10 protein-coding genes are annotated in these 13,609 nt (G+C 41.0%); 6 read left to right on the top strand and 4 right to left on the bottom strand.

All coding sequences use genetic code 11. From position 1 onward, the window contains the following. Positions 1–85 precede the first annotated feature (85 nt). Positions 86–1,135, top strand: a complete 1,050-nt coding sequence (locus AA980_RS17065; RefSeq protein ID WP_024030535.1) for an NAD(P)/FAD-dependent oxidoreductase — start codon at positions 86–88, stop codon at positions 1,133–1,135. A gap of 98 nt (positions 1,136–1,233) precedes the next feature. Here AA980_RS17065 and AA980_RS17060 read toward each other — a convergent pair whose 3' ends face one another. Both AA980_RS17060 and AA980_RS17055 read right to left on the bottom strand, forming a co-directional pair. Continuing rightward, positions 1,234–2,679: a L,D-transpeptidase family protein gene (locus AA980_RS17060; protein WP_024030534.1), complete on the bottom strand. Its 1,446-nt coding sequence runs from the start codon at positions 2,677–2,679 to the stop codon at positions 1,234–1,236. 272 nt (positions 2,680–2,951) lie between these two features. Beyond that, positions 2,952–3,785, bottom strand: coding sequence for a TetR/AcrR family transcriptional regulator (locus AA980_RS17055; RefSeq protein ID WP_024030533.1), 834 nt, complete (start codon positions 3,783–3,785; stop codon positions 2,952–2,954). Positions 3,786–3,886: 101 nt separating this feature from the next. Between AA980_RS17055 and AA980_RS17050 the strand changes: the two genes are divergently transcribed. Continuing rightward, positions 3,887–6,979 carry an efflux RND transporter permease subunit gene (locus tag AA980_RS17050; RefSeq protein WP_024030532.1) on the top strand — a complete coding sequence of 1,031 codons (3,093 nt, stop codon included), beginning with the start codon at positions 3,887–3,889 and terminating at the stop codon, positions 6,977–6,979. Between the two features lie 113 nt (positions 6,980–7,092). Next, complete coding sequence (locus tag AA980_RS17045) at positions 7,093–8,361, top strand: MFS transporter (RefSeq protein WP_024030531.1); 1,269 nt, start codon at positions 7,093–7,095, stop codon at positions 8,359–8,361. 60 nt (positions 8,362–8,421) lie between these two features. Here AA980_RS17045 and rluF read toward each other — a convergent pair whose 3' ends face one another. Then, positions 8,422–9,129, bottom strand: a complete 708-nt coding sequence (gene rluF / locus AA980_RS17040) for a 23S rRNA pseudouridine(2604) synthase RluF (protein ID WP_024030530.1) — start codon at positions 9,127–9,129, stop codon at positions 8,422–8,424. 253 nt (positions 9,130–9,382) lie between these two features. On the opposite strand from rluF, the gene AA980_RS25865 reads away from it, so the two are divergent. The 3 genes from AA980_RS25865 to AA980_RS17025 all read left to right on the top strand — a co-directional run bounded on the left by AA980_RS25865 (position 9,383) and on the right by AA980_RS17025 (position 13,338). Beyond that, positions 9,383–11,095: a L,D-transpeptidase family protein gene (locus AA980_RS25865; protein ID WP_024030529.1), complete on the top strand. Its 1,713-nt coding sequence runs from the start codon at positions 9,383–9,385 to the stop codon at positions 11,093–11,095. A gap of 408 nt (positions 11,096–11,503) precedes the next feature. Then, positions 11,504–12,658, top strand: a complete 1,155-nt coding sequence (locus AA980_RS17030; RefSeq protein WP_024030528.1) for a ParM/StbA family protein — start codon at positions 11,504–11,506, stop codon at positions 12,656–12,658. 14 nt (positions 12,659–12,672) lie between these two features. Next, the gene (locus AA980_RS17025) at positions 12,673–13,338 is read left to right on the top strand and encodes a hypothetical protein (protein WP_024030527.1); all 666 of its coding nucleotides are present in this window, start codon (positions 12,673–12,675) and stop codon (positions 13,336–13,338) included. 72 nt (positions 13,339–13,410) lie between these two features. On the opposite strand, the gene AA980_RS26495 is transcribed toward AA980_RS17025, so the two are convergent. Next, on the bottom strand, positions 13,411–13,536 hold the full coding sequence (locus tag AA980_RS26495; protein ID WP_024030526.1) for a DUF4023 domain-containing protein: 126 nt from the start codon (positions 13,534–13,536) through the stop codon (positions 13,411–13,413). Positions 13,537–13,609: the final 73 nt, after the last annotated feature.

Genomic DNA, 13,609 nt, shown 5'->3' with positions numbered 1-13,609 from the left:
CTTTTATTGCCAATATCCGAAAAGCAGTGTATATTCAAATGAGAATGATAATCAATCGCGTCTTGATATAAGGGAGCAGATCATGATGGATCAGAAGGAATTATATGATGTAACAATAATTGGCGGGGGCCCAGCAGGTCTTTACTCAGCGTTTTATAGCGGATTACGAGAAATGAAAACAAAGCTTATCGAGTTCCAGCCACAGTTAGGCGGGAAAATCCATGTTTATCCAGAGAAAATGATTTGGGATGTTGGCGGACTGACACCTGTTCCAGGTGCCAAACTGATGGAGCAATTAGTAGAGCAAGGGTTAACGTTTCAACCAACCGTACTTCTGAATGAAAAAGTGGAATCCATCGAACGGACCGAAGCTGGAATTTTTATCTTACATACAGTATCAGGTCAAAAACATTATTCTAAAACAGTAATTATCGCCGTTGGAAGTGGGATCTTAAATCCGCAAAAGCTGGAAATTGAAGGTGCTGAGAGGTTCGAAGTGTCTAATTTACATTACACGGTGAAATCTTTAAAACAGTTTAAAGATAAAACGGTGATAATTTCAGGCGGTGGCAATGCTGCCATCGATTGGGCGAATGAATTGGAGCCGGTTGCTAAAAAGGTGTATGTAGCCTATAGAAAAGAAACCCTCTCAGGTCATGAATCTCAAGTAACGCATCTACTGAATAGTTCTGCGGTTTGTACCTTTAATACTACGATTACAAAACTAATAGCTAGTACAAATCATGAATTGATTGAGCGTGTTGAATTGACAAATCACGAAACAAAAGAGGTGTCTTACTTATCAATCGATGAAGTGGTAATTAATCATGGGTATGAGCAAGATTTGACCTTACTTGAAAACAGTCCATTGGATATTACGATTGTAGAAAACTATTATATTGCCGGGAATGCTGCAAGTGAATCTTCAATAGAGGGACTTTACGCTGCAGGAGATATCCTTAAGCATGATGGGAAATTAAATCTAATTGCAGGCGCTTTCCAGGATGCTGCTAATGCGGTTAACAAAGCAAAACAGTTTATCCAGCCTGATGCGGATAAGATTGCAATGGTTTCTTCACATAATGAAGTTTTTAAAAATCGTAATAGAGAATTGGTTAAACAAATGATGAAGTAATTGCATCTTCATGGTGTGGATGTGAAAATATACAGGGTTAAAAAAGGAAAGAGACGGCTCTCGTCCTTCCGTAGCAGGAAGGACGAGAGCCGTCCTTGTTAATAAATGACAACCGGGTCGTAGGTGCTTAGGTTTTCATATACTGTTTTCATTATAGTAGCGGGTGTATTGACACAGCCTCCTGATCCTGCTGTTAGGTAGGCATTACTTGCCCAGTTTGTCCGCCAGCCGGCGTCGTGGAAGCCTTGTCCGCTATTTGTGAACGGAGCCCAATAATTTACTTTAACGGCATAATCGCCTTTTCCTACTGCGGTGCCCTTAAGTGTGTACTGTGTTCGTTTATAGAGAATATACCACACACCTGGGGAAGTATCTTCACCGGTGCTATGCTTTCCGGTGACAACATTCGTTGTAAGTGCCAATTTTCCATTTTTGTAAATCCAAATCCGTTGTTCCGCAATCGACACTTCCGCATACGTGCCGCCAATGCCATTATTTGTTGCCGTTTCATAACCGATGCCTTCATTGCTCCAGCCATTCCCGTAAATATTAGTGGCCGGTATTGATTTCTCCCCTTTTTCAAAAGCTTGCTGAACCTGCGTCGTTTCTTTGCTGACATCTAATGCCCAGCCATAGCCTTTTCCTTTTACTGAAATAACCGAACCTGAATGGGTCTTAAAGGTGAAATTTTTATTTAACGTTGACTGCGTATTATTAATTTCAGCTATCTTGTTTTTAATGTCACTCATCGTGATGGTAACGTTCATATCTTTTGTCACAGTGGCATTTTTAATTAATTCACTGGCATTTAAGGTATACACTTTGCCTTGTACACTATATTCAACGGTCCGTCCAAGGAGGTCTTGCAGAGTTTTCTCCTCTTCCTTGATAATCGGACTATCCGCTTTGATTGGTTGTATGAATACGGGTTTCAGGTGGATATCACTCGTATATTTCTGTTCTGAGTAATCTTTTAATAGAGCGGCAATGTCATATTGTTCTCCATCGATGCCATCGGAGACGACAATTTCCCCCTGTTCTAATTTAGCTTCCGCATCAATGGGTGCTTTTAAGCTCATATTCATCGCTAGAAGCGTTTCTTCTGCTTGTTTTTTCAGCGTTTGACTTCGGTATTGATCCGCCTCTTGGGGTATCAACGAGTAATTTTTTTCCTTTGAGGAAGGAAAAAATGTCCACTGGCTTTTTAATAATTTCTTAACCTCAGGCAAATCTTCTTCGGTAAATCCCATTTGTGTATCTTTACCGTCAAAAATTTGTTGTTCTCCGACAAAGACTCTGTTTTTTAATACAGATGTTTTTAATTTCTTTATGGCCTGATCGGCAGTTAGACCACCGACCTTTGTATCATTAATTGTAATGTGCGAATTGAACCGGGTTGTCTGATAATAGAAAAGTCCTGCCAATAGCAGTGCAATAATAATAATTATAATTCCACTGACAATAAAATTCCGGCGTGCAGGCCGTTTGGCACGATTCCCCCGTCTATAACTAATTTCTTCAACCGTTTCCTCTATCATGCTCATAAATATTCCCCCCGCTACCTGGTGCCCCAGGTATCAACATCCTCCAACATACCCTTGTGAAATTTATATCAAAGACTTTTGCAACGTTTACCTTACTCTTAATTAATACCATTATACTACAAGATTTTAAGGTGTGGAATTTCTCTTTAGATAATAGTTCCTAAAAAGTACGCATCGTAAAAAAGCAAGCCAGAAGAGCTTTAACTCTAAGCTAGCTTGCTTTTTTACTTGATTCTTAAATTAATATTTAAAGTAGCTGTCTTTCTCCTTTTCTAAAAATTATAGTAGCGGCGAAGTAAGTAGGAAATCCATTTGCAATGAGGGTGATTGCGAATATTTTCTAGTAATCCTTTCACAATTACAGGCGGTAAAGTCGGTTCAAGCAACTGCCCTTGCAGCAGGATTAACGATTCTTTTTCAATTGGCTCTTCTATTTCTTCTATTCTTTGTCTGATGATTTCGAGGATTTGCTCCTTCGTTATTTCTCCATTCATCGGCTGCTTAACGATTTCAATCAGCTCTTGTGAAATAAATGGGACGGTCGTATGTCTTGCTAGTAAGTTTGTTTTTTCCACAAGTGATTCCGCTAGCAGCTTCAGATCCAACGGCACGTTGTAGAAGACGAATAACTGTGAATAGGTATTCATAAAGCCTTTAATACAATACATTAAATCATATTTTGTTTGTTTGACTTCCTCTCCATATAAACGTTCAATCATCGAGAGGATTGTGTTCTCGGTTAATTTGTCGTAGTACTGCATTTTTAAAATGAGCTCTTTATTAAATGTTTGCGACTGCTCTTTGATAAGAACCTTGGCGAAATCAGAATGCTTATGAAAAGAATGATAAATAGCATAATAAAAATGATATAAAAGTTGTTCATCATCCTTGGTGTTTCTGACTATATGGTCAATTTCTGATGTGATTTGCATCATAAAATGGTCAATCAAAGCAATAATTAATTCATCCTTTGACTTGAAAGATAAGTAAAAGGCTCCTTTAGAAATACCGCAATGCTCGGTTATTTGCTGCACGGAGGTGGCTTCGAACCCATGTCTAGCAAAAAGCTCTAACGCACGCTCCATAATTAATTGTTTTTTTAGCATGTCAGATGATCGCTCCTATAGTCAAATTGTTGACAAATGACCCAGTAGTCATTATTATAAGGAAATGAGTTTAATTAGTCAATTAAGGGCGGGTGTAATAGTTGAAGGGTTTAGTTAACTTTGTTTTAAGGAATAAACTAGCAGTCTGGCTGCTTACGATTATCATAACGGCGTCCGGTATTTATTCGGGTACACGAATGAATATGGAGACGATTCCGAATATCTCCATTCCTTATTTAATGGTCATGGACGTCTATCCTGGTGCCACTCCAAAGAAGGTCATGGAAGATGTATCCATGCCGATTGAGAAAGCGGTAGAAGGACTTGAACACGTAAAAGCGGTTTATTCAAATTCCTATTCTAACATGTCAAGTATTCAAGTGGAGTACGAATATGGCATTGACATGGATGAGGCGAAACGTGCCTTACAATCGGCATTAGATGGCATTAAATTGCCGGAAGGAGCTCAAGAACCGACAACGACAGCGATTAGTATGAACATGATGCCGGTTGTTGCCTTAAGTGTAAGCAGTTCAAAAGAGGATATCGTTGAATTAACGTCAACAGTCGAGGAAAGCTTACTTCCGAAAATTGAAAAAATCGAGGGTGTTGCGTCGGCAACGATTACCGGCCAGCATATTGAAGAAGTAGACCTTACGTATAACAAAGCCAAATTGGCGGAATTTGGCTTAACAGAAGATAAAGTGAAGCAAATGATTCAAGCAAGTAATCTATCTGTTTCATTAGGCCTTTACCAGTTTAAAGAAAGTGAACAAGCGGTCGCGATTGACGGCAAGTACACGACGGCGGATGAATTAAAGAATATGCTGATTCCAGTGACACCATCAGCTGCTAATCCGTCACCTTTTGTAAAGCTTGGCGATATAGCGACGATTAATACAGTTGGTAAAGTACAATCGATCTCACGAACAAACGGTAAAGACGCGATTGCAATCCAAATCGTGAAAGCGCAGCAGGCAAACACGGTTGATGTGGTCAACAAAGTGAAGAAGGTTATTAAGGATGAGAAGGCAAAAGTCGATGGCCTTGTCATTGATGTAACCCTTGACCAAGGAAAACCAATCGAAGAATCGGTGACAACGATGATTGAAAAGGCGGTATTTGGCGGTTTGATTGCCGTTTTAATCATCCTGCTATTCTTGCGTGACTTTAAATCAACGATTATTTCGATTGTTTCGATTCCAGTGTCGATTTTCATGGCGTTACTGCTGTTACATTGGATGAATATTACCTTGAATATTATGACCCTTGGGGCGATTACTGTTGCAATCGGGAGGGTCATCGATGACTCGATTGTCGTTGTTGAAAATATTTACCGGCGTCTGCATTTGAAAGAAGAGAAATTAAATGGCCGCGCCCTTGTCCGTGAAGCGACGATTGAAATGTTCAAACCGATTATGTCATCAACATTAGTAACGGTTGCGGTTTTCGCACCATTGATCTTCGTTGGCGGTATGGTTGGCGAGCTGTTCGCTCCGTTCGCATTAACAATGGCATTCGCACTTGGTGCATCATTACTCGTTGCCATTACCATCGTTCCGGCGCTATCGCACTTCTTATTTAAGAAAAAATTATATGGTGTGAAAACAGCCAAGAGCCACAAAGAAGTCGGTGAAATGGCGAAATGGTATAAATGGTTCCTTGAAAAAACCCTTAACCATAAAGTAATAGCATCCATCCTTGCGATTGTTTTACTAGTGGGGAGTTTGGCGTTAACGCCGCTCATTGGTTTTAGTTTCATGGGCAGTGAAGAGGATAAAGTGATGTACTTAACGTACACACCAAAAGCAGGTGAGTTACCGGAAGATACATTGGCCAACGTTAAAGTGGTCGAAGAGAAGATGCTAAAGCGTGATGATATCAAAATCGTTCAAGTATCTGTCACCAAGGCTGGCGATACGACTGCGGCGATGATGGGTGGCGGCGGATCCGGCGGTGCCTTGATGTACCTCATCTTTGAACCGGAAACAAAGAATTTCCCGGATGTTAAAGAAAAAGTTGAAAAATATGTCGCTGGCATTGGTCAAACAGGTAAATGGAAGAGCCAAGCCTTTGGTTCAATGGGCGGCTCTACTAATGAAGTTAGTTACACCTTCTACAGTGAAGATTTAAATAAACTAAATAAATCAGTTAAACAAGTAGAAAACGTGATGAAAAAACATAGCGATTTGAAAGATGTGGCGACAAGTGCCGAGGAAGCGTACGTGGAGTATACATTCAGAGTCGCGCAAGATAAATTGATGCAGGTTGGTTTAACAGCTGGTCAGCTCGTCATGATGTTAAGTCCGCAAAAAACACAAGATGTGTTAACGACGGTTGAAAAGGACGGTAACTCCTTAGATGTCATTGTTCAGCAGGAACAAGCTGCACAGCCAGAATCAATTGATGATCTTTTAGCAAAACAAATCCCGACAGCTCTTGGTACAACGATGCCATTATCCGAGCTTGTCACCGTGAAGAAAGGTACAACCCTAAATACGCTTGCACGTAGTAAAGGTGAATACTACGCAACCGTTTCTGGAAAAATTAAAGGTGCTGATATTTCAAAAGTAACCTCTAAAGTAGGGAAAGAAGTCGATAACTTAGATTTACCGAAAGGTGTAACTGTCGGCGTTGCCGGTGTCCAAGCAGATATGTCTGACACCTTTACACAGCTTGGTGTCGCTATGGCTGCGGCCGTTGCCATCGTGTACTTCATCCTTGTTGTTACATTCCGAGAAGGTGTCGCGCCATTTTCGGTCCTATTCTCATTACCATTTGCGGTCATTGGTTCATTTGTTGGCTTATTAATCGCAGGTGAAACCATCTCGGTCTCAGTCATGATGGGGCTATTAATGTTAATCGGTATCGTCGTTACGAACGCCATCGTCCTCGTCGACCGGATTATTCATATGGAACGGGATGGCATGAATATGCGTGAAGCCGTTCTCGAGGCAGGGGCAACCCGTCTGCGTCCAATCCTAATGACAGCCATCGCCACAATCGGTGCGTTAATCCCATTAGCACTAGGCGCGGGAGGCGGCGGAGGCGGCCTAATCTCAAAAGGACTTGCCATCACCGTAATCGGCGGTCTAACAAGCTCAACACTACTAACATTATTCGTAGTGCCAATTGTCTACGAAATACTATCTAAATTATTTAAGAAAAACCGAAGAGAAATAGAAGAAAACTAAGGGACAGAGGGACAGGCCTCTGTCCCTCTGTCCCCGAATCGCCAATCCGACTATGGCCAATCCCTGTGTAGTATAATAATGAAATAAATAAGAGTTAACGGGAGTAGAGGCCATTGGAAAAGCAGAATAGCAGCTATAGATGGGTCGTTTTGGCCGCAGTTTTTTTTACGTACTTTTTAATAGTCAGTCAACGTACGGCTCCAGGACTGATTACGGATCAATTGATGAAAGAATTCCATGTAACAGCTTCAGTGATTGGGTTGCTGGCGAGTATTCAATTTATGGCCTATGCAGGTTTACAAATTCCAATTGGAATCTTGTCTGACCGCTTTGGTCCAAATCATTTTCTGGTTTTTGGAGCACTGCTGAATGGTTTAGGTGCGGTAGTGTATAGTCTTGCAGGAAATGAAGCGTTTCTCCTTCTTGCTAGATTATTGGCAGGGATCGGGGATGCGGCTATTTGGGTCAACTTGGTGCTCATCTTAAGTCAATGGTTTAAAGTGAAGGAATTTATCGGCTTACTTGGCCTTGCGGGTATGGCAGGGAGCTTGGGATTTCTAATGGCGACTGTTCCATTTTCTGCATGGATTTCGCTATCGGGCTGGAGACCACCATTTTTTATAACAGGAATTATTCTATGTCTGAGCGCCATTCTCCTATATTTTGTGCTCATTAAAAAACCAAAACAGCTATTCCAGCACGACACTGTCAAGATTAAAAAGGAGAAAAAGCAGGAAAATACGCTGATTCTGTTACGGCGCATATTTTCCACCCGTCAGGCATGGGCTACCTTCCTCTGTCACTTTGGTCTTGTTGGCACGTATGTTGGCTTTATCGGTTCATGGGCTGTTCCTTATGGAATGCATGTTTATGAAATGAGCCGTTCTGCTGCCAGTCAGTTGATTATGGTTGGTCTGATTGGTGCAATCATTGGTGCACCGCTAACAAGCTGGATTTCCAGCAGGTTTGCTTCCATCAAACGGCCCTATATTATCGTTCATATTATTGTGTTTTTAAGTTGGATTGCCTTTGTTTTACTTAGCGGCAAGCCGCCTTTCTTCATGCTTGTTATGCTATTCTTCATTATTGGGTATGGAAATGGAGCAAGTGCCTTGACCTTTGCGGTTGTTCGCCAATCCTTTCCGATGAAAGAGGTCGGTGTTATCTCAGGATTTGCGAATACCGGAGGATTTTTAAGTGCTGTTCTATTACCAATTATCTTTGGGAAAGTATTAGACCATTTCCAGTTTTCAGCAAGCAGCGTTGGCTATCACTATGGGTTTATTATCCCAGTCCTATTCTCACTGCTTGGTTTGCTAGGCGGATTTCTCATTAAAGAACAGCGTCAGGAAGAAAAGCATCTTGGGGAATTAACCGTGTAATTTTATAAAATAAGGATGAACCGAAACAGATGTCTTTGTTTTGGTTCATCCTTAATTTTTTTACCACCCTTTAGGCTGATAGTTTAGATCATCGAATAATTGATTACGTTCCCTCTTTGAAAGGTCTCTCCACTGGCCAATCGGTAAATTGCCTAAATGAATATTCATGATGCGTGTCCGCTGAAGCCTGACAACCCCGAAGCCAAGAGCTGAACACATCCGGCGAATTTGGCGATTTAATCCCTGTGTTAAAGTGATTTCAAATACATATTTAGAAAGCTGGTTTACTTTGCACGGCAGCGTTTTTGTATTTAGAATTTCCACGCCCGCTTCCATTCTCTTTAAAAATTCAGCAGTAATCGGCCTGTCGACGGTAACAATATATTCCTTTTCATGCTTATTTTCGGCCCGAAGTATTTCGTTGACAATATCGCCATCATTCGTCAGCAGAATCAACCCATCGGAATCTTTATCCAAGCGGCCGATATGGAAAATTCGTAATGGATGGTTGACGAAATCAACAATATTCCCCTTCACATGCCGTTCTGTTGTACTGGTAATCCCCGGGGGCTTATTTAAAGCAATATAAACATAGTTCATTGAAACACTAATAGCATTGCCATCAATCCGGACATCATCCCCCGGTTCAACTTGGCTGCCGATTTCGGCGGCCTTGCCATTGATCGTGACTCTTCCCTCACTAATTAATTTATCTGCCCCTCTTCTAGAGGCCTTACCAGACTCGCTAATAAATTTATTAATACGCATATTGAAACCACACCTTAAGCGGATAATTGTAGTCTAAGAATACCCAACTGTGAGCTTATTTTCAAGCTCATGGGTGTCAGGCACCATTTTCCTATTTTTAGCTAATTGAATGAGAATGTCGAAGAAAAAAGTGGCAATTATTCTTTTTTTCTATTAAAATCTAAAAATATTACAATTCTTTCACCAAATTGTGACAAAATATTTCAAGATGTCATGTTATTGTAATATAAACTACATAATGGGGAGATAGATAATGAAAAAAATATCGGTTATTTTTGTTTTGCTATTTAGTATCTTTTTCTTTACCACGCAAACAGATGCAGCTGGCAGTTCGCAATTGCTCATTATTAACAAAAAGATTAACACACTTGCCTATTATGATGGCGGGAAGTTAGTCAAAACCTTTAAGGTGGCAACTGGGAGATCAAGAGATTTAACCCCGGAAGGTAATTTTAGAATAGTAAATAAGATTGTCAATCGGCCGTATTACACGGGGAATATTCCTGGCGGCGACCCGCGGAACCCGTTAGGAAACCGCTGGATGGGGTTAGAAGCAAGGGGTACATATGGTACAACATATGGCATCCATGGAAATGCCAATGAGAGTTCAATAGGCAAGTATGTCAGCTCCGGCTGCGTGCGGATGCATAATGAAGAGATCCGTTGGCTGTATGACAAAATTCAGATGTATACACCAGTAATTATTACCTATAGTGATAGCAGCTTTGATGCCATTGCTAAAGCAAATGGATATTCTGTCAGCACGAATGGCTGGGTCCTAGCAAATGGTAAATGGTATTTTTATAGTAATGGTGTCGCGCAAAAGGGTTGGCTGTCTCAAGGAGGAACTTGGTATTTCTTAGATAACTCCGGTGTGATGAAGACGGGCTGGGTATTAAATAATGGCAAGTGGTATTTCCTCGAAAAAAGCGGTGCCATGAAAACCGGCTGGTTGTTAACAGGCGGTAAGTGGTATTTTCTCGAAAAGTCAGGGGCTATGAAAACGGGATGGTTATCAAATAGTGGCAAGTGGTATTATCTTGAAACGTCGGGCGCTATGAAGACCGGCTGGCTTAAAACCGGCAATGAATGGTACTATCTCGATGCAGGCGGTGCCATGAAAACGGGCTGGATTTCCCTAAGTGGTAAGTGGTATTACCTAGAATCCAGCGGAGCGATGAAAACCGGCTGGCTCGATAAAGCCGGGAAGAAGTATTTCCTTACTGGCAGCGGTGCAATGGCAACCGGCTGGTTAAAAATGGACGGCAAATGGTATTATCTCTATACAAGTGGAGAAATGGCAGCAAAAACAACGATTAATGGGTATATTTTAGGCGAAGATGGTGTCTGGGTTCAGGTTGATTATGTTGCCTTAGGTGATTCGTTGGCAGCAGGAATAACTCCGGATGGAAAAAAAGATCTAGGGTATCCTGACTATATTGCCAACAACTTTAAGAAATCATATGACTTACTGGATTTTGCTAACTTTGGTGTTTCCGGATATAAAACAGCCGATTTAATTGAGCAATTAAAGAAAGCGGATGTTCAAAAGGAAATCAAAGCAGCTACACACATTACTCTTGATATCGGTGCAAATGATTTGCTTCCTGTACTTCAAACAAATCCTGCTCAAGCACCGGAGGTAATTGGAACAGTAGCAGCAAACTTAAACACAATCCTAAGCACAATTGATCAACTGAATCCAAAGGTAAAGGTTTATGTCATGGGCTATTACAACCCATTCCTACACTATCCGCAAGAACAGCAAGCTCCGTTATTGCCGTTATTAGAAGGATTAAATGGGCAAATTAAAGCGCAGGCTATCCAGCACGGAGATACATTTGTACCAACTGAAAAAGTAATTGCAGTCAATTTCAAGGAGTACCTTCCAGTTCCTGAGAGTATCCATCTCAGCTTAACCGGATATCAAGCGCTAGCAGGAGAATTCTGGAAAGTGATGAAATAGCATCATAGTTTAATAGTTTGAAAAGGCACCTTTTAGAGGGTGCCTTTTCATTTGTCTTTTTAATTTTGAACCACCTATATTGAAATATTTGTAACATTTATTATCTCGTTTACATCGGTGTAAACTTGTTTACTTTTTGTATACTTAATGTTTACAAATTCGTTTACAAGTATACAAAATCGTACACATCCCATGGTTCCACCATGTATACAAAGTTATTAAAGATGTTTACAAAAATGTTTACAAAACTTCCTGTGTTTACGAAATGTTTACATTTTTACACTTGTATTTCGTTTTGGTACATCCCATTGAAGAATCTATTAATCTCCTATAGCCTTAAGAGGACGGACGAGAGATACATAACAACCTTTACACATAAATCTATTAAATGGGAAGGAATGATTTTTGATGACTAAACCTAGAATGGCAGCAGTCGATGTAGGCAATGACTCTATCAAGGCTATTTTCGGAGAACTAGAGTATGAATTAAATATTCCAAACATTGTCGCAAGGGACACGGAAGATCGGCCTGTTATTGGGATTGAAGAGCTGGATGCGAAAGAGCCGTTAGATGGAATTCATATCAAGGTCCACTCCCCTGCCCTGAAAGAGAATAATCTAATCTATCGTGTTGGAAATTTAGCAGCTAAAAGTAATAATGCTGCCGAATTAGACCCTGGCAGCAGCAAGTCGGAGGAAGACCAAACGTTAATTATGCTGTTTGCAGCACTGGCCTTGGATGCCGTCAAAGGGGAATTTCCGCGCACAAAGAATGTCATTGATGCCAACTATACACTGGGGACGGGCCTCCCGTTAAGGGAAGTAAAGGAAGGCAAGGACGCCGGCTACCGCTCTAAATTAATCGGCTCCGTTCATCAGGTTGAATTCCTCGTCACACCGAAGTATCAGGGACTGAAGGTAAATATCAAATTCAATGAAGTGAAGGTCTATCCCGAAGGATTTGCTGCCTTTATTAACCTTGTGATGGATAATAACTCAAAAATTATTAATAAGGATTTAATTGATAAGCGGATATTAATTCAAGATATTGGCGGGCTTTCCACAGATATCGCGGTCATCAAGAACCGTAATGTCGACGATGATAAGGCACAGGGCTTTAACTTAGGAGTTTCAGAATCATTGGAGGCCATTCGAGAAGAAATTAGATCAAAGCATGGTGTGGAGCTCGACAGCCGCCGTGATGTTGTCGAAATTATTACTCGAAAAAATGACCGCAATCATATCATGGTGAAAGGAAGCCGGACAAGCGTTCATGATATAACCGACCGGATTCTTCTTGACCTTGCTAAAAAGGAATACCGTTTATTGCGAAACGTATGGTCCAAAAACTCGCAAACAGAAATTTGTTATTTTGTTGGCGGCGGTTCCCATGTGTTAAAGGATTATCTAAAAACATTAAATAACAATCTAGATGGTTATAATATTGAATTCTTTGAAGATGATAAGGAAAGCATTTGGATGATGGCCAATGCCTATTATAAGCTGATTACCGACTTTGTTAGAAGAACGGAGAAACAAAAAGCCGAGCCGGTAAAGAGTTGAATTAAGGTGATTCGATGAAAAAAGCAGCCGCAACTGAAATTAACAGAGGCCAAGCACTGTCTTTTCGCGTCCCTTCTGATACCCCTGATCATATTTTAAAACAGCTGCAAAAATTAAAGGAAACTGAAAGGCGAAACTTTTCCAGTAAACTGGCGGAGTTTGTCGTGCAGGGTGTAGGCAGTTCTTTTTCAAGGGAAAAAGAGTCTATAACCATTCCGCTCCCGAAAAAGTTGACGAAGGTACAGCGTGATTGGTTAAAGCATGGGCATTCCGAGGCGTTATTAGGAAGTATTCTTTATCAGCTGATTTCGGATCCTGTTCGGTCGACTTCCTTACTCGCTGCCTTAAATAGTAACTCTCTGGATATTGAAGAGGCGTTGTATCTGCAGGAGGAAATATTTCCTGAGGGACTTGCCGCTGCAACTGAAGGAGAAATCAGCGGTCACAACAAACCTGCTGCAACAATCGCTGGAGGTTATGACGAGGCAGCTGCTTCAACTGAAGAAGAATTCAGTGGCCGCGACGAAGCCGCCGCGGAGATGGACATAAATGATAGTGCTGATGATCTCGACAACTTTGATTGGGACAGTGCCAAGCAGGAGCCTCAGCAAACGGATGAAGTAGAAGAACCTGATATTGATGACCTGCTTGGCGGGTTTCTGGCGAATATGAATAAGTAAAGTGAGCACCCCGCATTGTATTAATGCGGGGCTGCTTGTTTTAATTGATCGCTGGTTAGAGTGGTTCCACTACTAATGCTTATGATTTGGCAGTTTCTCGCTTGGGTTTCCTCTGCCATGTTGTTCTTTATTTTTCTTTGCCTTTTCTTGATTTTCCTGCAGTTTTTCAACAAATTCATGGGTATCTTTATTATCCATATCGCAAACCTCCTTGAGAATTGAAACAATGTTAATGTAACCAGTCACGATTGAAAGCATGCAAATAAAAAAA

Origin of the sequence: Neobacillus vireti (assembly GCF_001026695.1) — a bacterium.
Lineage (GTDB): Bacteria > Bacillota > Bacilli > Bacillales > Cytobacillaceae > Neobacillus > Neobacillus vireti.
This window is presented reverse-complemented; position numbering and strand designations above follow the sequence as displayed.